The sequence below is a fragment of the Serratia inhibens genome, from assembly GCF_003591175.1.
Classification (GTDB): Bacteria; Pseudomonadota; Gammaproteobacteria; order Enterobacterales; family Enterobacteriaceae; genus Serratia; species Serratia inhibens.
In genome coordinates this window covers 1-21,538 of the sequence record NZ_QYYG01000006.1, presented here as the reverse complement: position 1 = coordinate 21,538, position 21,538 = coordinate 1, and the positions used below count along the sequence as shown (strand labels likewise).

The following is a 21,538-nucleotide window of genomic DNA, read 5'->3' as shown; positions in this document are numbered from 1 at the left end:
TACCCGGCCTATGGTCGGGTTTTTTATTGTCTGAACGGCAGTCTGAAGGGGAAATAAAACGGGATTTTTTTGCCATTATTCCTGTGAAATATCAAATTTCAACGAGAAATATAATTCATAAATACCCTGACCATAATTGAACGTGGGCCAAGCTACCATAACTAATCGACAGGCCTATGTAAACCGCCAATATTCTCATTCCGGGACATTGAGGGTTGTCTCAGATCTTCACTGTGTTAGGGTATAGGCGACTATTATTTTCTATTAGGACGTTTTTATCGTTTGATAATTCATCAGAGGAAACAGCAAATTGCATGGCAATTAAACTCGAAGTAAAGAACCTGTATAAGATATTTGGCGAACATCCGGAACGAGCGTTCAAACTGATTGAGAAAGGTCTGACAAAAGACCAACTGCTTGAAAAAACCGGATTATCGCTTGGCGTGAAAGACGCCTCTCTGGCCATTGAAGAAGGCGAGATATTTGTCATCATGGGGCTTTCCGGTTCAGGAAAATCCACCCTGGTACGCCTTCTCAATCGTCTGATAGAACCCACTCGCGGGCAGGTGCTGATTGACGGTGAGGATATTTCGAAAATATCCGACAGTGCGCTGCGCACCGTACGCAGAAATAAGATCAGCATGGTGTTCCAGTCATTCGCCTTAATGCCGCACATGAACGTATTGAATAATACCGCCTTCGGCATGGAATTAGCCGGAATACCGCCACAGGAGCGTCAGGAAAAAGCCCTGGAAGCCCTGCGACAGGTCGGCCTGGAGAATTATGCGCACTCTTATCCCGATGAACTTTCCGGCGGGATGCGCCAGCGTGTGGGATTGGCCCGCGCCATGGCGAATAATCCGGACATATTATTGATGGATGAAGCCTTCTCGGCGCTGGACCCCTTAATCCGCACCGAAATGCAAGATGAGCTGGTCAAATTGCAGGCCCGGCATCAACGCACTATCGTGTTTATTTCCCACGATTTGGATGAGGCGATGCGGATTGGCGATCGCATTGCGATTATGCAAGGCGGTGAGGTAATTCAGGTCGGTACGCCGGAGGAAATATTAAATAATCCGGCCAACGATTATGTCCGCACCTTCTTCCGCGGCGTGGATATCAGCCACGTGTTCAGCGCAAAGGATATCGCCAAACGCCGCCCGGTTGCCCTGATTCGTAAAACCCCCGGTTTTGGTCCGCGCTCGGCGTTGCAGCTGCTGCGCGATGAAGACCGCGATTATGGTTATGTTGTTGAACGCGGAAAGAAATTTATCGGCGTGGTGTCGGTAGATTCGCTCAAACAGGCGCTGGCCGCCAACCTGACGCTGGATGACGCCCTGCTGGACGCCCCAGCCCCGGTACCGGCGGATATGCCGCTGAGCGAACTGATTTCCCTGGTTGCCCAGGCCCCCTGCGCGGTGCCGGTAGTCTGCGAAGAAAATAACTATATCGGAATTATTTCCAAGGCCATGCTGCTGCAGGCCCTGGATAAAGAGGGCCCAGCAAATGAGTGATACAACACAGGATCCATGGGCCACCGCGCCTGCCGCTCCCAGCGCCGCGCCGGCGACTGATGCCGCCGCCTCCGCAGCTCCTGCCGATGGCGCTGGCGCCAGCGATGCCTGGTCCAGCGCACCGCCACCGGCAGCACACGACGCGGCCAATCAGGCCGCTCAGGGTGCTGACTGGCTTAACAGCGCACCGGCCCAGCCGGAACATTTCAACCTGCTCGATCCGTTCCACAAGGCCTGGGTGCCGTTCGATTCCTGGGTGACTCAAGGCATCGACTGGCTGGTGCTGCACTTTCGCCCGCTGTTCCAGGGGATACGCGTGCCGGTCGACTTTATCCTCAGCGGCTTTCAGCAGTTACTGCTCGGCATGCCGGCTCCGATCGCCATTCTGGTGTTTTCACTGATCGCCTGGCAGATCTCCAGCCTCGGCATGGGTGCCGCTACCTTGGTGTCCCTGATTGCGATTGGGGCGATTGGCGCCTGGTCGCAGGCCATGGTAACGCTGGCGCTGGTGCTGACCGCCCTGTTCTTTTGCATTGTCATCGGATTGCCTCTGGGCATTTGGCTGGCGCGCAGCAAACATGCCGCCAAGATCATACGGCCGCTGCTCGACGCCATGCAGACCACGCCGGCGTTCGTCTATCTGGTGCCGATCGTCATGCTGTTCGGTATCGGCAACGTGCCGGGGGTGGTGGTCACCATTATCTTCGCGCTGCCGCCGATCGTACGTCTGACCATTCTGGGCATCAAGCAGGTGCCGGAAGATCTGATAGAGGCTGCCGAATCCTTTGGCTCCAGCCCGCGTCAGTTGCTGTTCAAGGTGCAATTGCCGCTGGCGATGCCGACCATCATGGCCGGCGTTAACCAGACCCTGATGCTGGCACTGTCGATGGTGGTTATCGCCTCGATGATCGCCGTCGGCGGTCTGGGGCAGATGGTGCTGCGCGGCATCGGCCGGCTGGATATGGGGCTGGCCGCCGTGGGCGGTGTCGGCATCGTGATCCTGGCGATTATTCTCGATCGTCTCACCCAGTCGCTGGGGCGCGATCGCCGCAGCAAAGGCATGGGCCGCTGGTACGCTCACGGCCCGATCGGGCTGCTTACCCGCCCCTTCATCAAAAAGCCTTAATAGCCCTGCCCCCGGCGAACCGTCGGGGGCGCCGGCCGCTCCATAAAACCGAAGGAAACACTATGCGCTCGACAAGAATTTGGGCTGTTGCCCTGACTTCATTGCTAAGCACACAGGCGTTCGCCGCCGAACTTCCCGGCAAAGGCGTCACGGTTAAACCGCTGCAAAGCACACTCGCGGAAGAAAGTTTTCAGACCGAGCTGGTCAACCGCGCGTTGGTAAAACTGGGCTACGACGTCCAGCCCACCGGCGAGGTGGATTACAACGTCGCCTATACCTCCATCGCCTCCGGCGACGCCACCTACATGGCGGTGAACTGGGATCCGCTGCAAACCGATATGTACAACAGCGCCGGCGGCGACAAGAAGTTTTATCGCCAGGGCGCTTATATCACCAATGCGGCGCAGGGGTATTTGATCGATAAAAAAACCGCCGATAAATACCACATCAGCGATATTTCCCAGTTGAAAGATCCCAAGCTGGCAAAGCTGTTTGACGCCGATGGCGACGGCAAGGCCGATCTGGCCGGCTGTGAACCGGGCTGGGTGTGCGACAGCGTGATTGACACCCATATCAAGGCCTACGGGCTCAGCGGTACCGTAACCCAAAATCAGGGCAACTACTCCGCCATCATCGCCGACACCCTGACCCGCTATAAGCAGGGTAAACCGGTGCTGTACTTTACCTGGACACCTTACTGGGTCAGCGACGAACTGGTGCCCGGCCGTGACGTTGTCTGGCTGACTGTTCCGTTCTCCGCCAGCCCGGGATCACTGAAAGACAGCAACACCGCGTTGCCAAACGGCAAGAACTACGGTTTCGCCGTCAATAACGAACACATCGTCGCCAACAAGCAGTGGGCACAGGCCAATCCGGCCGCCGCCAAATTGTTCGCCATCATGAAATTGCCGCTGGCGGACGTGAACGCGCAAAACCTGCGCATGCACAACGGCGAGAATGGAGCGGACGATATACAGCGCCACGTAGACGGCTGGATTAAAGCCCATCAGGCCACTTTTGACGGCTGGGTAAACACCGCTGCCGCGGCGGCGAAATAACCCCGACTTCACAACATAAAAAAGGTATTTCACTATGCGCACTACAGGAATCTGGGCGGTTGCCCTTACGACACTGATTGGCTCGCAGGCGGTTTTCGCCGCTGACTTACCGGGAAAAGGCGTAACGGTACAGCCGCTACAGAGCACCATTTCCGAAGAAACCTTCCAGACGCAGTTAGTCAGCAAGGCGCTGGAAAAGCTCGGTTATGACGTCAAAGACACCCGCGAAGTGGATTATAACGTCGCCTACACCTCTATTGCCTCCGGCGACGCCACCTTCCTCGCGGTGAACTGGGATCCGCTGCACGCCGATCAGTACAAGGCCGCCGGTGGTGACGCCAAGTTCTATCGTGAAGGGGTGTACGTCAACGGCGCGGCGCAGGGTTACCTGATCGACAAGAAAACCGCCGATAAATACCACATCACCAACGTCGAACAGCTGAAAGATCCGAAGATCGCCAAGTTGTTTGACACCAACGGCGACGGCAAGGCGGATCTGACCGGTTGCACACCGGGCTGGGGTTGCGAAGCGGTGATTAACCACCATATCGAGGCTTATGGCCTGAGCAAAACCGTCGAGCACAATCAGGGCAACTACGCGGCGATGATCGCCGATACCATTACCCGCTACAAAGAAGGCAAACCGATACTCTACTACACCTGGACACCGTACTGGGTAAGCGACGTGTTGGTGCCGGGGCGTGACGTGGTTTGGCTGCAAGTGCCGTTCTCTTCCCTGCCGGGCGAGCAGAAAAATGTGGATACCAAGCTGCCGAACGGCGCCAACTATGGTTTCCCGGTGAACACCATGCGCATCGCCGCCAACAAAAAATGGGCAGAAGCCAACCCGGCGGCCGCCAAGCTGTTCGCCATTATGAAGCTGCCGATTGCCGACGTGAATGCGCAGAATCTGCGGATGCATGAAGGCCAGGCGTCCGACGCCGATATCCAAAGCCATGTTAACGGCTGGATCAAGGCGCACCAGGCGACCTTCGACGGTTGGGTGAAAACCGCTGCGGAAGCCGCGAAGAAATAACGTCCTGCGGGGCGCAGGTTGCTGCGCCCCCTATTACGTCAGTTCAATCCCGCTGAACTGCAAAAAACGCTCGGCGGTTCTCGATAGCTGCTGCGGCCATACGCAATACACCTGCCGCCGCGGGCCATCCTCAATCGGGATCGACACCAGCGCGCTCAGACGCTGCGCCGTCGAGATCGGCACAATGCCCGCCGCCAATCCGCGCTGTACCAGATTCTCCAGCCATTCAATATGATCGATTTCAAAACTGATATGCCGCTTGATACCCGCAGCCTGAAACGCGCGATCGGTCTGACGCCGGGCGCCGGTACCGCTGTAAAAATCCACCAGCGGCACTTCCGACAGGGTTTGCAGATTGACCCGCTGGCGGCTGGCCAAAGGATGTTGCGCTGCCACCAGCGCCACCAGAGGCTCATCGGTCAACTGACGATGGGATACCGGCAGCATATCGATATCCCCCGGCCAGATCCCGACAAACGCCACATCGGTTTTCTGTTGGCGAACATCCTCGAGCAGTTCCTCACTCATGCCCACATACAATCTGATGTTAACCGCCGGATAGTGGCGATGAAACTTGCTCAGTTTTTCGGTCAGATCAATCGCGTTTATGGTGGAGATGGTCCCGATGGTCAAGGTACCGGAAATCGTGCCGTTGGCCGCCACCACTTCTTCCACCAGCGATTGTTTGGCCGCCAGCAGCCGCTGCGCAGGCAGAATAAACGCCTGTCCGGCGCTGGTCAGCCTGACCCGACGCGAGGTGCGTTCAAACAATGCGCAGCCCAGTTCTTCCTCCAGTTTGGCAATTTGATGGCTGAGAGCCGACTGCACCGTGTGGCAGCGTTGCGCCGCACGGGTAAAGCTCTGCTCTTCGGCTACCGCCAGTGCAAAGCGGATCTGTTTCAGGTTCATGGCATCTATCGCAAAAGGAGATTAATCAAATGAAAATTATACATTGGTTTCATGTGCTGTCCTGCCCGATACTTCGCATCACTTCTTCTTGTGACTAAGCCCTCATGAACCAACAAAATCCACATCCGGGCCTCAGCCCGGCGCTGATTGTCCTGATCGCTATCGCCACCGGCCTGGCCGTCGCCAGTAATTATTATGCGCAGCCGTTGCTGGAAACCATTGCCAAGAACTTTGAGCTGTCGGTCAATCAGGCCGGTTTTATCGTCACAGCCGCTCAATCGGGTTACGCCGTTGGCTTGCTGCTGCTGGTCCCGCTCGGCGATATGTTTGAACGGCGCGGGTTAATCGTCTTCATGACGCTGCTGGCAGCCGGCGGCATGTTGATCACCGCCAGTTCAACCACCTTACCGATGATGATCCTCGGTACCGCGCTTACCGGATTGTTCTCGGTGGTAGCGCAAATCCTGGTCCCGCTGGCCGCAACCCTGTCTCATCCGGAAAAGCGCGGCAAAACCGTCGGCATCATCATGAGCGGCCTGCTGCTCGGCATCCTGCTGGCACGTACCGTGGCTGGGGCGCTGGCGTCGATCGGCGGCTGGCGCACCATTTACTGGGTGGCCAGCGGGCTGATGATCCTGATGGCTCTGATCCTGTGGCGTGCGTTGCCGCGTTACAAACTGCATTCGGGTCTGAATTATCCCCAGTTACTGAAATCGATCTTTACCCTGTTTTACGGTACGCCGCTGCTGCGCACCCGCGCCGCGATTGGCGCGCTGTCGTTCGCCAACTTCAGCGTGCTGTGGACCTCAATGGCCTTCCTGCTGGCTGCGCCGCCGTTTGGTTATTCCGAAGGAGTGATCGGTCTGTTCGGCCTGGTGGGTGCCGCCGGTGCGCTGGCCGCCTCCCGTGCCGGGCATCTGGCCGACAAGGGCAAGGCCGGGTTGACCACTACCCTGGGCCTGGTGCTGCTGCTGCTGTCGTGGATCCCCATCGCTTTCGCTGCACAATCGCTGTGGGCACTGATCGCCGGTATTCTGATCCTCGATCTGGCGGTGCAAGCCGTCCACGTCACCAACCAGAGCGTGATGTACCGCATTATGCCGGAAGCGCGTAACCGTCTGACTGCCGGCTACATGACCAGCTATTTTATCGGCGGCGCACTCGGCTCGCTGTTGTCCGCTTCGGCCTATCAGCACGCAGGGTGGTTGGGCGTCGCCGCCACGGGAGGCGTTTTGTGCGTGCTGAATCTGCTGGTCTGGTGGCGCGGCAAACATCACGACCCGCAGGGACCGGCAGCGATCTGATTAGCACGCGAATAATAATATTGGAAATTTATTAGCGCCGCAGGGTATAAACGTTACTCACTCTCTGGTAATGTTCTGGGCATAAACTATTGATGTCCTATATACCCTGCGATCAGAACAACACATGCATAACCAAACTGCAGAAAACGTCAATTCCCCTGCCGCCAGTTCCAGCTTCTTCAACGGCATCGCCGACGGTTTAGCCGCCATCATCGGCTCTATGTCGGTGGCCTTTGCCTTCGGCATGTCGCTGCGAGTTTACGTCTTGCAGGTATCCTTCGCCCCGCTAGTCATGCCCCTACCGGCCGGTTTTATCACGCAGGGTCTACGCTTTTATCGCAGCAAAACATCATTTTCTCTAGGCCGATCGGCGCAGAGACCTTTGGTATACCATTAAAATTATTTATGGTTTTCAGACGGAATAACCGGTTATTTTGTGCGTCATATCACGCTTAAGCTTTTTTCGGGCGTGAGTCATTTACAAAAAACTGACAAATGACACGAATAGCTAAATTATTCACTCTGCTGAACATTTACATTATTAATCACTATCGTTACTATCTCGAACGAAATTAATGAGGCCCTAAATTATGGAAAGCTCGTTTACTCCCATTGAACAAATGCTTAATTTTCGCGCAAAACGTCAGAAGGATTTCCCTTATCAGGAAATTCTGCTGACCCGGCTGTGCATGCACATGCAAGGTAAGTTGCTGGAAAATCGCAATAAAATGCTCAAGGCACAAGGGATTAACGAAACATTGTTTATGGCGCTGATTACCCTGGATGCGCAGGAAAATCACAGCATTCAGCCTTCTGAGCTAAGCTCTGCTCTGGGTTCTTCGCGCACCAATGCTACGCGTATTGCCGATGAGCTGGAAAAGCGCGGCTGGATTGAGCGCCGGGAAAGCGACCATGACCGCCGCTGCCTGCATCTGCATATGACGCCCCAGGGCGAAGAGTTTCTCAGTCAACTGCTGCCACCGCAGCACAAATGTCTGCATTTCCTGTGGTCCACGCTGAACAATGATGAACAGCAACAGCTTGAAAAGCTGACGCGCAAACTATTGGCACGTCTGGATCAAATGGAAATCACAGAACAGTTATCCTAATTCACAATTTCTGTTCAGGTACTTACTTATGCGATCCCCATTTAACTGGAGGTTCACCCCGCTGTTCGCGGTATTGCTGCTGGCCGGGTGTGCGTCTACCGATAATATTGCCCCGCAATCCACACTGATGGACTCGCAGAGCCTGCAGCTGTCGCAGCCGAAAGTCAGCTCGTTGAACGTCAGTCCGCAGTGGTGGCGTGCACTTAACGATCCGCAGCTCGATGCCCTGATGACCCGAACGCTGCAAAGCTCGCCGACGCTGCGCCAGGCCGCTGCCCGCGTGCGTGAAGCGCAGAGCGTCATGGGCCAGGCTAATGCGGCCAACGGTCCGAATCTGGATCTGAACGCCAGCACTGAACGTCAACGCGTGCCGCAAAACGTCAATATGGGGTTGGGGTATCCGCATAAGCCAATCTATGAAAGTTCCAACTCGCTGGGGCTGAACCTGGCCTACGAATTTGACTGGTGGGGCAAGTACCGCAACCAGGTCAACGCCGCCAAGGCCCAGGTCGATGCGGCCCGCGCCGAGCAGGAACAGGCGGCACTGACGCTGACCAGTTCGGTGGCTTCCTCTTATTACCTGTTACAGAGCAACTTCGCGCTGGAAAAACTGCTGCAACAGGAAGTGGACAACAACCAACGCCTGACAGAACTACGCCAGCGGCAATATAAAGCCGGCATCACCGGTATTGATATTCCGCAACAAACCCAGGCGCAGGCCGACAGCGCCAAACAACAGATCCTGCAGTTGCAGTCGCAGATTGAACAGCTGAAACACCAGTTGGCGGCCCTCGCCGGCCAAGGCCCGAGCGCCATGCAAAACCTGCGCCCGGTGGCGCTGCCCGCCAATACGCTGATGGCGCCAAAAGGCGAACTGACCGCCGATCTGCTGGGTAAACGCCCGGATATCGCCGCCCAGCGTCAATTGGTGGAATCCTACAACCAGCGCGTCAACGCCGCGCGTAAAGAATTTTACCCCAGCCTGACCATTTCAGCCTTTGCCGGTCTGACCACCACCAATACCAGTGGCACCAGCCCGAATCTGTTTGAAGCGGCCAGCCAGGCCTGGAACGTGATGCCGGCGATTTCGCTGCCGATCTTCCACGCCGGCGCACTGCGCAGCAAGCTGGGCGAGGAGTCCGCGCTGTATGACGAAGCGGTCGAATCCTATAACCAAACCATCCTGAATGCCGTGCAGGAAACCGCCGATGCCATCACCGTCCAGCAAAGTACTGCGCAACAGCAGCTGCAGGCGGCATCCGCGTCCCAATCGATGCAGCAGGTGTACCGAGTCGCAAACGCACGATACCAGGCAGGGATTATCGGGCGCGACGAACTGTTGACCAGCCAGACGCAGCTCTTGCAGCAGCAACAGGCGGAACTGACGGCCAGCAGCAATTTGTTGCAGGCGAAGATAGGACTGATCCGCGCGCTGGGCGGTGGCTATCAAGCCCCGGCCATAGCGGATTCAAAAGCATAATAAAATAGAGAGCTTGGAGAACACCATGAGCGCAAGCGCGGAGACTCAAAACCCGCAGCAGCCGAGCGGCAAAAAGAAGCAGCGCAAGTTTTGGCTGCTGTTGCTGACGGTTATTTTCATTGTTATTGGGGTGGCTTATTTAGTGTATTGGTTCCTGGTACTGCGTCATCACCAGGAAACCGATGATGCCTACGTATCCGGCAACCAGGTGCAGATCATGGCGCAGGTGAACGGCAGCGTAAACAGCGTCAATTTCGATAACACCGACTACGTGAGACAAGGCGATGTCCTGTTGACGCTCGATCCGACCGATGCCGAACAGGCGTTGGAGCGCGCCAGGACCAGCCTGGCCAACAGCGTGCGCCAGACCCACCAGTTGATCATCAACAGCAAGCAGTATCAGGCCAATATTGCCCTGCGCAAATCTGACCTGAGCAAGGCGGAGAACGACCTCAAACGCCGCGTGGTGTTGGGCAGCGTTGACGCCATCGGGCGCGAAGAGCTGCAACACGCGCGTGATGCGGTCGACAGCGCCAAAGCGGCGCTGGAAGTGGCGGTACAGCAATATAACGCCAATCAGGCGATGGTGCTGGATACCCCGCTGGAGAAACAACCGGCAATTCAGCAGTCCGCCGCGCAGATGCGCGATGCCTGGCTGGCATTGCAACGGACTAAAATCATCAGCCCGATCACCGGTTATGTTTCTCGCCGCAGCGTACAGGTGGGCGCGCAAATCGCCGCCGGTTCCCCGCTGATGGCGGTGGTCCCTGCCGAGCACATCTGGGTTGACGCCAACTTCAAAGAAACCCAGATCGCCAATATGCGCATCGGCCAGTCGGCAAGCGTAGTCAGCGACGTTTACGGTGATGACGTGGTGTACACCGGCAAAGTCGTCGGCATCGATATGGGCACCGGCAGCGCCTTCTCGCTGCTGCCTGCACAGAACGCCACCGGTAACTGGATCAAAGTGGTTCAGCGCATACCGGTACGTATCGAGCTGGATGCCAAACAAATTGCCGACCATCCGCTGCGCATTGGCCTGTCGACGCTGGTTAAAGTGGACACCACCAATCTGGATGGCCGCATGCTGTCTGACGTGGTACGCGACAAGCCGCTGTACCAGACCAACGCACTGGCGTTGAATCTGGCGCCGGTTGATCAAATGATCGCCGACGTGATCCATGCGAATGCCGGCTAAGCGCGCGGGAGGCTACCTTGGCACAGAAACCGCTTGAAGGCGCACAGTTAGCCTGGATGACGGTCGCGCTCGCCATGGCGACCTTCATGCAGGTACTGGACTCGACCATCGCCAACGTGGCGATCCCGACCATCGCCGGTAACCTCGGGTCCTCCAACTCGCAGGGGACCTGGGTGATCACCTCGTTTGGGGTGGCGAATGCCATCTCCATTCCGATCACCGGCTGGTTGGCCAAGCGCATCGGTGAGGTGCGCCTGTTCCTTTGGTCCACGGCGCTGTTCGCCCTCGCCTCCTGGCTGTGCGGCATTTCCAACAGCCTGGGCATGCTGATCTTCTTCCGCGTGATCCAGGGGTTGGTGGCGGGGCCGTTGATCCCGCTGTCGCAAAGCCTGTTGCTGAACAACTATCCGCCCGCCAAACGAGCGATGGCTCTGGCGCTCTGGTCGATGACGGTGATCGTGGCGCCGATATTCGGACCGATCCTCGGCGGGTATATCAGCGATAACTATCACTGGGGCTGGATCTTCTTCATCAATATCCCGATTGGCCTGTTCGTGATCCTGGTGGCGATGGCGACGCTGAAAGGCAGAGAAACCAAAACCGAGATCAAACCGATCGACACCGTCGGTCTGGTGTTACTGATTGTCGGGATCGGTTCGCTGCAGGTAATGCTCGATCAGGGTAAAGAGTTGGATTGGTTCAACTCGACGGAGATTATCGTCCTGACGGTCGTGGCCGTAGTGGCGCTGGTGTTCCTGGTGGTGTGGGAACTAACGGATGACCACCCGGTGGTGGATTTGTCGCTGTTCAAATCGCGCAACTTTACCATTGGCTGTCTGTGCATCAGCCTGGCCTACATGCTGTACTTCGGCTCTATCGTACTGTTGCCGCAGTTGTTGCAGGAGGTCTATGGCTATACCGCCACCTGGGCTGGCCTGGCTTCGGCCCCTATCGGGTTGTTACCCGTGTTGCTGTCACCTATTATCGGTAAATTCGGCAACCGGCTCGACATGCGGCGACTGGTGACCTTCAGCTTCGTTATGTATGCCGTGTGTTTCTATTGGCGCGCCTATACGTTTGAACCGGGAATGGATTTTGGCGCTTCTGCCTGGCCGCAGTTTATCCAGGGTTTCGCCATTGCCTGCTTCTTTATGCCACTGATCACCATTACGCTGTCCGGCCTGCCGCCGGAGCGCATGGCGGCGGCATCGAGCCTGTCGAACTTTACCCGTACGCTGGCAGGTTCAATCGGCACCTCGATTACCACCACGCTGTGGACCCAGCGCGAGTCGCAGCACCACTCGCAACTGGCGGAGTTTGTAAACCCTTACAACCCGCAGTCGCAGGAGATGTACCGACAGCTGGAACAGGTCGGCATGAGCAAACAGCAGGCCTCGGCTTATATTGCCAACGAGATCACCGCGCAGGGGCTGATTATCTCTGCCAACGAGATCTTCTGGCTGGCGGCGGGGGTGTTCCTGATCCTGCTGGCGTTGGTCTGGGTGGCGAAACCGCCATTCAGCTCCGGCGGTGGCGGCGGCGGCGCTCACTGAATCTCACCAAACAAAACGGGCGCCCTTCTGAGGCGCCCGTTCTTTATATTCCCGATGATACCCTGCGAATTACGAGTTGCCTCCCATGACACAGCGGCTTCAAAGGTTCCGGTTTTCTAACCGTTACGCTTGATTCTGACGCCACCAGTCAGCCAGCAAAATGCCGGTCGCGACCGATACGTTCAGGCTTTCCACCTTACCGGTACCGCCGATGGACACGCTCATATCCCCCTGCTGCCACGCACTGTCGCTCAGGCCGTCACGTTCCTGGCCCAGCACCAGCACCATTTTGGCCGGCAGCTTGGCTTGCGCCAACGGAGTGCCTTTGTGGCTTGAGGTGGTGACGATGGTGTAACCCGCTTTGCGGAAGGTATCCAGCACCGACAGGAAGTCATCGGCGTTAATCGCCTTGATGTGCTCCGCGCCGCCTTCGGCAGTACGCACCGCCGCACCGGATTCCAGCACCGCCGGATCTTGCAACAGCACGCCGTTCACGCCAAAGTGGGCGCAAGAACGGACGATAGCGCCCAGATTGTGCGGGTTGCCCACTTCTTCCAACGCCAGCACGCAATCTTTCGCCGGGGCTTCTTTCAGATAGGTTTGCGCATCCAGACCCTGACGCTTCTTGATCAGGAAACACACGCCGCCGTGGTGTTCGGTGCCGGACGCTTTCGCCAGCTCTTCTTCATCCACCACGTGGTAAGCTTTGCGGTTAGCCGCCATCCAGCGCAGCGCTTCGCGGAAACGCGGCGTAACGGACTGCACGAACCAGGCGCGAACAATGGCGTCCGGGCGGCTGGCGAACAGAGCCTGACAGGCATTCTCACCGTAGACGCGGGTTTCTTCCGCACGTTGGCGGCGCAACTGCTCCGGATCGATAAAGCTTTTGCCACTGATGCCACCGTGATCGAACGCCGGCTCTTCTTCCGGGGCGCGTGACACGGTTTTCCACGGCGAATCATAACCGCCACGGTCTTCAGTATGCGCCGGACGGCGAGGACGATCGCTTTCACTGCGGCGAGAATCGGAGCCACGGCGATCATTATTGCCACGCGGCTTGTCCTGACCGGTACGGCCCGAGCGCGCACCGTCAGCCGGACGGCCTTTGCCGGCCGGACGTTTATTCTTGTTACGGTCGTCGCTGCTGTCGTCGTCACTGCGGACGTACATCACTTTAACTTTACCGTTTTTGCCACTAAATGAATCGTTCATTGTCTTCTCCACCAACGCGCAGGGCGCGAAGATTACCTGATGTTGGGGTGCTAAGCCACCTACTTGCGCTAAAAGCTAGCAACTATCGTATCCATTGAACAAACCTCTTTGTTCAATGCCCCGTTTTTACCGATAATAACCAGCATTAAAGAAACAACTCCGCAACCTGACTGCGGCGTGGAATGCTTTCTCAGTCTCCGAGGTAAACATGAATACAGTCTGTGCAGCTTGCAATGCCACCAACCGCGTACCTGAAGAACGAGTGTCGGACGGCGCGAAATGCGGCCGCTGCGGCCACCCGTTATTTGACGGCGAAGTGATCAACGCTACCGCAGCCACGCTGGACCAACTGCTGCAGGATGACTTGCCGGTAGTCGTCGATTTCTGGGCGCCGTGGTGCGGCCCCTGCGTCAACTTTGCGCCCGTCTTCGAAGACGTTGCCGAAGAGCGCGCCGGCAAAGTACGCTTCGTGAAGGTGAACACCGAAGCCGAACCGGAACTGAGCGCCCGCTTCCGTATCCGCAGCATTCCGACCATCATGCTGTTCCGTGAAGGCAAAATGGTCGATATGCTCAACGGTGCGATGCCGAAAACGCCGTTCGATAACTGGCTCAATGAACTAGTTTAACGCAGAAAGTATATACCCGTCGCCTTTCAAGCTGCAGCGTTGTTACCTGCACTCACTCACCCCAGTCACTTACCTAAGTAAGCTCCTGGGTGAGTGAGCTGGGCGCCTAGCTGCAACTTGAAATCCATAGGGTATAGGCGGTGTTGCCCATTGCGGGCGATACTGGCGCAATTCGAACTGGCCCGCGCGCTCCCGCCGGGCTTTTTTCTGCGCTACAATAGCGGTTTTCCCCAGGATATTTATGACTGACAACGCCGTACTCCGCCTGCGCCAATTTCGTCTGGAACGCTCTACCCGCCCTTTTCTGGCGCGCGGTAATCGCATACCGCGTTGTCAGGGCTGCCTGCTGCCCCATAAAAACTGCCTGTGCGACACCATCCAGCCACAGCCGGCGGCCAGCCGTTTCTGTTTGATCATGTTTGGTGCGGAACCATTGAAGCCAAGCAATACCGGCCGCCTGATAGCCGATATCCTGCCGGATACCCAAGCGTTCCTCTGGTCGCGCACCGAGGTCGACCCCGAGTTGCTGAAGGCGATTAACGATCCGCAACGCCAACCTTACGTAGTCTTCCCCGCCTCCTACGCCGCTCCTGAGCGGCCGGTGTTCAGCGAACTGCCTGCCGGTGGCAAACCGCCGCTGTTTATCATGCTCGACGGCACCTGGACCGAGGCGAGCAAGATGTTCCGCAAGAGCCCGTATCTGAACGCATTCCCGGTGTTCTCGCTCAATGTCACCGCCGCTTCGAATTACCAGTTGCGTGAAGCCAGCCGCACCGAGCAACACTGCACGGCAGAAGTGGCTGCGGCGTTGTTGCAACAGGCCGGCGATGCCGCCGCATCTGAGGGGTTGAACCAGCATTTTCGTTATTTCCGTCAACAATATCTGGCCGGGAAACCTACGCGCCCGGAGGCACCGGTCACAGCAAAGCTGCCGCAAAACGCCTAGAATCAGGGGTAACGTTGCCAAAAGGAGCCGTGCATGAGCCAGCGAGGGTTAGAAGCGCTTTTACGTCCTAAATCGATTGCCGTTCTCGGCGCTTCACAACAGCCCGGCCGCGCCGGTAATCTGATGATGAGCAACTTGCTGGCCGGTGGCTTCAGCGGGCCGGTAATGCCGGTCACGCCGCGTTATAAGGCCGTGTGCGGCGTGATGGCCTACCCGGACGTCGCCAGCCTGCCGCTGACGCCGGATCTGGCAATACTCTGCACCCACGCACAACGCAACCTGGCATTGATTGAGGCCCTGGGCAAACGCGGCTGTAAAACCGCCATTGTGCTCTCCTCCCCACCGGAACAGTTCGCCGAGTTGAAAGCCTGCGCGCAACGTTACTCGATGCGCCTGCTTGGGCCGAATAGCCTGGGCCTGCTGGCCCCCTGGCAAGGCCTCAACGCCAGTTTCTCACCGGTACCGATCCTCAAGGGTAAACTGGCGTTTATTTCACAGTCGGCCGCCGTCGCCAATACCATTCTCGACTGGGCCCAGCAACGCGAGGTCGGGTTTTCCTATTTTATCGCGCTGGGTGACAGCCTGGATATTGACGTCGACGACCTGCTGGATTTTCTGGCTCGCGACAGTAAAACCAGCGCCATCTTGCTGTACCTGGAAAACATCAGCGACGCACGCCGCTTTTTGTCTGCCTCGCGCAGCGCTTCGCGCAATAAACCGATACTGGTGATCAAAAGCGGCCGCAGCCAACAAGCCCAACTGCTGCTCAACAGCCAGCAAGGCCTGGACGCGGCCTATGATGCCGCCATCCAGCGTGCGGGGTTATTGCGCGTTCAGGACACCCACGAACTGTTCTCAGCGGTGGAAACCCTGAGCCATATGCATCCGCTGCGCGGTGAGCGGCTGATGATCGTCAGCAACGGCGCTGCACCGGCAGCGATGGCGTTAGACGAACTGCTAGGCCGCAACGGCAAGCTGGCGCAGTTGGGGGAAGAGAGCCTGACGCAGCTCGGCGAGGTTTTGCCGGAGTCTATTCGCGCCGGTAACCCCATAGATCTACGTGATGATGCCACGCCGCAACGTTATCTGGCGGCGGTCAAGACGCTGCTCGACAGCCACGACTACGATGCTCTGCTGCTGATCCACGCCCCAAGCGCGGCAGCCCCGGGCACCGCCACCGCTGAACGCATTATCGATACGGTGCGCCAGCACCCGCGCGGTAAACGCATCACGCTGCTCACCAACTGGTGCGGCGAATACTCTTCGCAAGAAGCCCGGCGATTGTTTACCGAGGCGGGTATCCCGACCTACCGCACCCCGGAAGGCGCGGTGACCGCCTTTATGCATATGGTGGAATATCGCCGTAACCAGAAGCAGCTGAAAGAGACCCCGGCGCTCCCGATCGGCCTTACGGCCAACACCGCCGATGCGCATAGGCTCATCCATCAGGCGCTGGCCGAAGGCGCTACGCAGCTCGATACCCACGAAGTGCAATCCATTCTGCAGGCCTACGATCTGACCACCCTGCCCACCTGGATTGCCGAAGACAGTACCGAAGCGGTGCACATCGCCGAACAAATCGGTTATCCGGTGGCGCTGAAGCTGCGCTCGCCGGATATTCCTCATAAATCAGAGGTTCAGGGCGTTATGCTCTACCTGCGTACCGCCACCGAGGTTCAGCGTGCGGCGGACGCTATTCTCGATCGCGTAAAACGCACCTATCCGCAGGCCCGCATTCACGGCCTGCTGGTGCAAAGCATGGCCAACCGTGCCGGAGCGCAGGAACTGCGTATTGCAGTAGAGCAGGACGCTATTTTTGGTCCGCTGATCATGCTGGGCGAAGGGGGGATCGAATGGCGGCAGGAAAACCAGGTCGCCGTAGCCTTGCCGCCGCTGAATATGGCGCTGGCACGCTATTTGGTGCTGCAGGCGGTTAAGGGTGGAAAGATCCGTGGGCGCAGCGCACTGCGGCCGCTGGATATTCCCGGGCTGAGCCGTCTGTTGGTGCAGGTATCTAACCTGATCCTCGACTGCCCTGAAATCACCCGGCTGGACATCCACCCGGTGTTGGCCTCTGGCAGCGAATTCACGCTGCTGGACGTTTCCATGCAAATTGCGCCTTTCGAGGGCGATCCGCAGGCACGGCTGGCGATCCGCCCTTATCCCCATGAACTGGAAGAAGCTATCCGCTTGAAAGATGGTTCGCAGTGCTTGTTCCGGCCAATTCTGCCGGAGGACGAGCCGGCGCTGAAGCACTTTATCGATCGCGTGACCAAGGAAGATCTCTACTACCGCTATTTCAGTGAGATCAACGAGTTTACCCATGACGATTTGGCTAACATGACGCAAATCGACTACGATCGGGAGATGGCTTTTGTCGCCGTACGCGATGAGCAAATCATCGGCGTAACGCGTGCGCTTTCCGATCCGGACAATACCGACGCGGAATTCGCCGTGCTGGTGCGCTCTGATCTGAAAGGGCTGGGCCTCGGCCGCCAACTGCTGGAAAAGATGATCGCCTATGCCCGCGCTCACGGACTGACCCGTCTGACCGGCATCACCATGCCGAATAACCGCGGCATGATTGCCTTGGCACAACGGCTGGGCTTTGGCATTGATGTGCAACTTGAGGACGGGATCGTCAATTTGACCCTGCCGCTGCAGGCTGGCGACGCGCAGTGACCTGTGTCGCAATGCGCTACGAATCCACCACTTAACGCCAAAACATACGCACAATCGGGACAACTAGTGGTATTATCGCCTGATTATTCGTTTTATTGTTTTTCCGTATTTGGCGTTCCGGCCATCTAATCATGAGAGAAGAAGCGCACTGTGATGTTGTCAAAATTTAAACGTAGCAAACATCAACAACACCTTGCACAACTGCCAAAACTCCCCCAAACGGTAGCTGATGTCCGTACCTTGTACACACCGTCCGATTACCGCACTACGCTGCTGGAATTGATCGCTAACGCCACCCATCGCATCTATCTGGTCGCTCTGTATCTGGAGCATGACGACGCCGGGCGCGACATTCTCAATGCGCTTTATCAGGCAAAGCAACAGCGTCCGGAACTGGAGATTTGCATTTTGGTCGACTGGCATCGCGCCCAGCGTGGGCGCATTGGCGCCGCGGCCGCCAATACCAATGCCGATTGGTACTGTTCGATGGCAGACCAGCACCCGGGGCTGCAAATTCCGGTCTACGGCGTGCCGGTAAATACCCGAGAAGCCTTGGGGGTGCTGCACCTGAAAGGGTTTGTTATCGATAATACCGTTATTTACAGCGGTGCCAGTATCAATGACGTTTACCTGCATCAGCACGAGAAATACCGTTACGATCGTTACCAGTTGATCACTAACGGCGCTCTGGCCGATACCTTGATCGATTACATCAAACAGCACCTGTTGGCCGCTGGTGCGGTACAGCGCCTGGATCGCGACGATCGTCCGAAAAGCCCTGAGATCAAAAACGAGACTCGCCTGTTTCGCTTCGCTCTGCGCCGTGCCGGTTATCACTTCCGTAACAACGCGGGCAACGATGAGCTGGCGGTAACACCGCTGGTTGGGCTGGGTAAACAAAGCGTGCTGAATAAAACCATTCATCATCTGATGTCCTGCGCCGATCAGAAACTGACGCTGTGTACCCCCTATTTCAACCTGCCGGCGCTGCTGGTACGCAATATCATTTATCTGCTGCGCCAGGGTAAACAGGTGGAAATCATCGTCGGCGATAAGACCGCCAACGACTTCTATATTCCTGAAGATCAGCCGTTCAAAATTATCGGTGCGCTGCCTTATCTGTACGAAATTAACCTGCGCCGCTTTCTCAGCCGGTTGCAGCGTTATATCGATACCGGCCAGCTGATTGTGCGCCTGTGGAAAGACGGCGATAACAGCTATCACCTGAAAGGTATGTGGGTAGATGACGAATGGCAGCTGATCACCGGTAACAACCTCAACCCGCGCGCCTGGCGGCTGGATCTGGAGAATGCCATTCTGATCCACGATCCGAAACAGGAGATGCGCGAACAACGCCACAAAGAACTGGAGTGTATCCGCACCCATACCACCGTGGTAGGCAACTATCTTGAACTGCAAACTATTCAGCAGTATCCGGTCAAAGTGCGCAAGCTGATCCGTCGCCTGCGCCGTATCCGTATTGACCGGTTGATTAGCCGTATACTGTAATCCCGCTATAATTCAGTTATCACGGACCCCGGCCAAGGCTGGGGTTTTTTGTACGCCATGACAACAGGATGTTTTCATTATGTGCCCATTCCGCCTCTTGCTTGTCCCACCCTTTTTGCTTCTCACTGGCGGCTGCACTCATGTGGCAAACGACAACTGGGCAGGTAAAGATAAGGCGCAGCATTTCGTCGCCTCAGCGGCCTTCGCTGCCGCCGGTACCGCTTATGGCGATCACCAAAACTGGAGCGAGGCCAGAAGCCGCAGTTTCGGCCTGATGTTCTCCATTGGGCTCGGTGCCGCCAAAGAACTGTATGACAGTCGCGAAGGCGGCACCGGCTGGAGCTGGAAAGATTTTGCCTGGGACGTGGCAGGAGCAGCGACCGGCTATAGTCTGTATCACGCTGCTCGCTGATTTACAGCTGCACCTCTTTCCCCTTGCGATGCAACTTGAGCGAAACGATCAGGGCCAGCAGACACATACCGGAAACATACCAGAAGAAAGCGTTCTCCACGCCGAACGACTTCAGCGACAGGGCAACATACTCGGCAGAACCGCCAAACATCGCATTAGCCACCGCATAAGACAGCCCGACGCCCAGTGCACGAACTTCCGGCGGAAACATTTCAGCCTTCAACAACCCACTGATCGACGTGTAAAAACTGATGATAAACAGCGCCAGAACTATCAATCCAAATGCTGCATAAGGGTTGGACACGTTTTTCAGCGTCATCAGAATAGGCACCGTCATCAGTGTGGCAAACGAAGCGAAGACCAACATTGAACTACGACGGCCAATTTTGTCCGAGAACGCACCTACCAATGGTTGCAACAGCATGTAAATAAACAATGCGGCAGTCATGATACCGCTGGCCAGCTTGGCGTCCATGCCAGAGGTATTCACCAGGTATTTTTGCATATAGGTGGTGAAGGTATAGAAACTCAATGAACCGCCGGCGGTAAAACCCAGCACCATCAGAAACGCCTTACGGTTTTTCCACAAACCTTTCAGCGAACCGGCATCTTTATGATTGCGGGTTTTCGCATCGGAGGTTTCATTCAGCGAACGTCGCAGGTACAGCGCAACTACCGCCAATACTGCGCCCAGCGCAAACGGAATGCGCCAGCCCCAAGCTTTTAGCTCTTCTGTAGAAAGGATTTGCTGCAACGCGACCAGAACCAATAGCGCCAGCAATTGGCCACCAATCAGCGTCACATATTGGAAAGAAGCATAGAACCCACGCTTTCCCTTGATTGCCACTTCACTCATGTAGGTAGCGCTGGTGCCGTATTCACCACCAACGGACAGGCCCTGGAACAACCGAGCAACCAATAATAACACCGGCGCCCAACTGCCGATCGAGTCATAGGTTGGCAAACAGGCGATCACCAGCGATCCGGCGCACATCATGCAGACCGAAATCAACATCGAATTTTTGCGGCCATGTTTATCAGCAATATAACCGAACAGCCAACCGCCAATCGGGCGCATAAAAAAGCCTGCGGCAAAGACGCCTGCGGTCTGCAGCAGTTGGGTTGTGCTGTTGCCGGCGGGAAAGAACGAAGCGGCGAAATAGATCGAGCAGAAAGAGTAAACGTAAAAATCGAACCACTCCACCAGGTTTCCCGATGAAGCGCCAACGATAGCGAAAATACGCTGCTTTTTATCCTGAACCGCCAGGTCGGCGGCATCCCCATCCCCAATGACCGAGGTTGTTTCTGTCATATTGTCTTCTCCGAGCCAGATAAGTAGTGAAGTCGGCGTCCTGCCGTTTAATTATTACTTTGTTGTTATGTTTAAGTTAACAATTAAACCTGATAGCAGGCGAAGGATATCTGGCAAAACAGGATGCAAAGCGCAGTTTTTGTGATGAATATTAAATAGTGAAATGAAATAAGAGAAGATTACAGTCTGTTTTTTGCAAAACAAAAAGCCCTACGCTTTCACGTAGGGCTTGTTGCTTTATTTGATGCCTGGCAGTGTCCTACAATACTCGTCTCATCCTGAGACTCACCCCTTCGGGGCCGCCGCAAGCGGCGTTGAAGCCCGTTCCCGACGGGCTTTTCGCATGCCCATGCTCGAGTAGAACACCAAAAAATAAATAAAACAAAAAGCCCTACGCTTTCACGTAGGGCTTGTTGCTTTATTTGATGCCTGGCAGTGTCCTACTCTCGCATGGGGAGACCCCACACTACCATCGGCGCTACGGCGTTTCACTTCTGAGTTCGGCATGGGGTCAGGTGGGACCACCGCGCTATTGCCGCCAGGCAAA

Annotated in this window: 18 protein-coding genes and 1 rRNA gene; 15 read left to right on the top strand and 4 right to left on the bottom strand. The window is 56.5% G+C overall.

The genetic code is table 11. From position 1 onward, the window contains the following. Positions 1 to 314 precede the first annotated feature (314 nt). The 4 genes from proV (at position 315) to proX (D4100_RS17550) (ending at position 4,737) form a co-directional block, all read left to right on the top strand. Positions 315 to 1,517, top strand: a complete 1,203-nt coding sequence (gene proV, locus D4100_RS17565; protein WP_119804878.1) for a glycine betaine/L-proline ABC transporter ATP-binding protein ProV — start codon at positions 315 to 317, stop codon at positions 1,515 to 1,517. Beyond that, positions 1,510 to 2,643: a glycine betaine/L-proline ABC transporter permease ProW gene (gene proW, locus D4100_RS17560; protein ID WP_119804877.1), complete on the top strand. Its 1,134-nt coding sequence runs from the start codon at positions 1,510 to 1,512 to the stop codon at positions 2,641 to 2,643. The genes proV and proW overlap by 8 nt, the downstream gene beginning before the upstream one ends. Before the next feature lie 62 nt (positions 2,644 to 2,705). After that, a complete protein-coding gene (gene proX / locus D4100_RS17555) occupies positions 2,706 to 3,701 on the top strand; it encodes a glycine betaine/L-proline ABC transporter substrate-binding protein ProX (RefSeq protein ID WP_006318592.1) in 996 nt (331 codons plus the stop codon). A 34-nt stretch (positions 3,702 to 3,735) separates the two neighbouring features. Continuing rightward, positions 3,736 to 4,737 (top strand): glycine betaine/L-proline ABC transporter substrate-binding protein ProX, encoded by a 1,002-nt coding sequence (gene proX / locus D4100_RS17550; protein WP_006318593.1) that lies wholly within the window; start codon positions 3,736 to 3,738, stop codon positions 4,735 to 4,737. A 33-nt stretch (positions 4,738 to 4,770) separates the two neighbouring features. On the opposite strand, the gene D4100_RS17545 is transcribed toward proX (D4100_RS17550), so the two are convergent. Continuing rightward, positions 4,771 to 5,646 (bottom strand): LysR family transcriptional regulator, encoded by an 876-nt coding sequence (locus tag D4100_RS17545; protein ID WP_006318600.1) that lies wholly within the window; start codon positions 5,644 to 5,646, stop codon positions 4,771 to 4,773. Between the two features lie 104 nt (positions 5,647 to 5,750). Between D4100_RS17545 and D4100_RS17540 the strand changes: the two genes are divergently transcribed. The 6 genes from D4100_RS17540 to emrB all read left to right on the top strand — a co-directional run bounded on the left by D4100_RS17540 (position 5,751) and on the right by emrB (position 12,290). Beyond that, complete coding sequence (locus tag D4100_RS17540; protein ID WP_119804876.1) at positions 5,751 to 6,950, top strand: MFS transporter; 1,200 nt, start codon at positions 5,751 to 5,753, stop codon at positions 6,948 to 6,950. 124 nt (positions 6,951 to 7,074) lie between these two features. Beyond that, entirely contained in the window at positions 7,075 to 7,347 is a 273-nt protein-coding gene (locus D4100_RS25610) for a hypothetical protein (protein WP_147417758.1), read from the top strand. Between the two features lie 193 nt (positions 7,348 to 7,540). Then, entirely contained in the window at positions 7,541 to 8,059 is a 519-nt protein-coding gene (mprA, locus tag D4100_RS17530; RefSeq protein ID WP_006318604.1) for a transcriptional repressor MprA, read from the top strand. 28 nt (positions 8,060 to 8,087) lie between these two features. Then, entirely contained in the window at positions 8,088 to 9,539 is a 1,452-nt protein-coding gene (locus D4100_RS17525) for an efflux transporter outer membrane subunit (RefSeq protein ID WP_119804874.1), read from the top strand. Between the two features lie 25 nt (positions 9,540 to 9,564). Then, positions 9,565 to 10,737 carry a multidrug efflux MFS transporter periplasmic adaptor subunit EmrA gene (emrA, locus tag D4100_RS17520; RefSeq protein ID WP_006318606.1) on the top strand — a complete coding sequence of 391 codons (1,173 nt, stop codon included), beginning with the start codon at positions 9,565 to 9,567 and terminating at the stop codon, positions 10,735 to 10,737. 17 nt (positions 10,738 to 10,754) lie between these two features. Further along, a complete protein-coding gene (gene emrB / locus D4100_RS17515; RefSeq protein ID WP_006318607.1) occupies positions 10,755 to 12,290 on the top strand; it encodes a multidrug efflux MFS transporter permease subunit EmrB in 1,536 nt (511 codons plus the stop codon). A 123-nt stretch (positions 12,291 to 12,413) separates the two neighbouring features. On the opposite strand, the gene D4100_RS17510 is transcribed toward emrB, so the two are convergent. Continuing rightward, complete coding sequence (locus D4100_RS17510; RefSeq protein ID WP_006318608.1) at positions 12,414 to 13,502, bottom strand: tRNA/rRNA methyltransferase; 1,089 nt, start codon at positions 13,500 to 13,502, stop codon at positions 12,414 to 12,416. Positions 13,503 to 13,710: 208 nt separating this feature from the next. Here D4100_RS17510 and trxC point away from each other — a divergent pair, with 208 nt between their 5' ends. The 5 genes from trxC (at position 13,711) to D4100_RS17485 (ending at position 19,679) form a co-directional block, all read left to right on the top strand. Beyond that, positions 13,711 to 14,130: a thioredoxin TrxC gene (gene trxC, locus D4100_RS17505; protein ID WP_006318609.1), complete on the top strand. Its 420-nt coding sequence runs from the start codon at positions 13,711 to 13,713 to the stop codon at positions 14,128 to 14,130. Between the two features lie 241 nt (positions 14,131 to 14,371). Continuing rightward, positions 14,372 to 15,076, top strand: coding sequence for a tRNA-uridine aminocarboxypropyltransferase (locus D4100_RS17500; RefSeq protein ID WP_006318611.1), 705 nt, complete (start codon positions 14,372 to 14,374; stop codon positions 15,074 to 15,076). A gap of 33 nt (positions 15,077 to 15,109) precedes the next feature. Continuing rightward, positions 15,110 to 17,758, top strand: coding sequence for a bifunctional acetate--CoA ligase family protein/GNAT family N-acetyltransferase (locus D4100_RS17495; RefSeq protein ID WP_006318613.1), 2,649 nt, complete (start codon positions 15,110 to 15,112; stop codon positions 17,756 to 17,758). Positions 17,759 to 17,911: 153 nt separating this feature from the next. After that, positions 17,912 to 19,267, top strand: a complete 1,356-nt coding sequence (gene pssA, locus D4100_RS17490) for a CDP-diacylglycerol--serine O-phosphatidyltransferase (RefSeq protein ID WP_199685703.1) — start codon at positions 17,912 to 17,914, stop codon at positions 19,265 to 19,267. Between the two features lie 79 nt (positions 19,268 to 19,346). Beyond that, positions 19,347 to 19,679 (top strand): YfiM family lipoprotein, encoded by a 333-nt coding sequence (locus D4100_RS17485; RefSeq protein WP_119804872.1) that lies wholly within the window; start codon positions 19,347 to 19,349, stop codon positions 19,677 to 19,679. Between the two features lies 1 nt (position 19,680). On the opposite strand, the gene D4100_RS17480 is transcribed toward D4100_RS17485, so the two are convergent. Together D4100_RS17480 and rrf are read right to left on the bottom strand one after the other, a co-directional pair. After that, entirely contained in the window at positions 19,681 to 20,991 is a 1,311-nt protein-coding gene (locus tag D4100_RS17480) for an MFS family transporter (protein WP_119804871.1), read from the bottom strand. A 427-nt stretch (positions 20,992 to 21,418) separates the two neighbouring features. Further along, positions 21,419 to 21,534, bottom strand: a 5S ribosomal RNA gene (gene rrf, locus D4100_RS17475). Positions 21,535 to 21,538 lie beyond the last annotated feature (4 nt).

Bases quoted from the DNA above. Each gene is read 5' to 3' on its own strand.
- proV (WP_119804878.1), top strand. From the start codon at position 315: ATGGCAATTAAACTCGAAGTAAAGAACCTGTATAAGATATTTGGCGAA.
- proW (WP_119804877.1), top strand. From the start codon at position 1,510: ATGAGTGATACAACACAGGATCCATGGGCCACCGCGCCTGCCGCTCCC.
- proX (WP_006318592.1), top strand. From the start codon at position 2,706: ATGCGCTCGACAAGAATTTGGGCTGTTGCCCTGACTTCATTGCTAAGC.
- proX (WP_006318593.1), top strand. From the start codon at position 3,736: ATGCGCACTACAGGAATCTGGGCGGTTGCCCTTACGACACTGATTGGC.
- D4100_RS17545 (WP_006318600.1), bottom strand. From the start codon at position 5,646: ATGAACCTGAAACAGATCCGCTTTGCACTGGCGGTAGCCGAAGAGCAG.
- D4100_RS17540 (WP_119804876.1), top strand. From the start codon at position 5,751: ATGAACCAACAAAATCCACATCCGGGCCTCAGCCCGGCGCTGATTGTC.
- D4100_RS25610 (WP_147417758.1), top strand. From the start codon at position 7,075: ATGCATAACCAAACTGCAGAAAACGTCAATTCCCCTGCCGCCAGTTCC.
- mprA (WP_006318604.1), top strand. From the start codon at position 7,541: ATGGAAAGCTCGTTTACTCCCATTGAACAAATGCTTAATTTTCGCGCA.
- D4100_RS17525 (WP_119804874.1), top strand. From the start codon at position 8,088: ATGCGATCCCCATTTAACTGGAGGTTCACCCCGCTGTTCGCGGTATTG.
- emrA (WP_006318606.1), top strand. From the start codon at position 9,565: ATGAGCGCAAGCGCGGAGACTCAAAACCCGCAGCAGCCGAGCGGCAAA.
- D4100_RS17510 (WP_006318608.1), bottom strand. From the start codon at position 13,502: ATGAACGATTCATTTAGTGGCAAAAACGGTAAAGTTAAAGTGATGTAC.
- trxC (WP_006318609.1), top strand. From the start codon at position 13,711: ATGAATACAGTCTGTGCAGCTTGCAATGCCACCAACCGCGTACCTGAA.
- D4100_RS17500 (WP_006318611.1), top strand. From the start codon at position 14,372: ATGACTGACAACGCCGTACTCCGCCTGCGCCAATTTCGTCTGGAACGC.
- D4100_RS17495 (WP_006318613.1), top strand. From the start codon at position 15,110: ATGAGCCAGCGAGGGTTAGAAGCGCTTTTACGTCCTAAATCGATTGCC.
- pssA (WP_199685703.1), top strand. From the start codon at position 17,912: ATGTTGTCAAAATTTAAACGTAGCAAACATCAACAACACCTTGCACAA.
- D4100_RS17485 (WP_119804872.1), top strand. From the start codon at position 19,347: ATGTGCCCATTCCGCCTCTTGCTTGTCCCACCCTTTTTGCTTCTCACT.
- D4100_RS17480 (WP_119804871.1), bottom strand. From the start codon at position 20,991: ATGACAGAAACAACCTCGGTCATTGGGGATGGGGATGCCGCCGACCTG.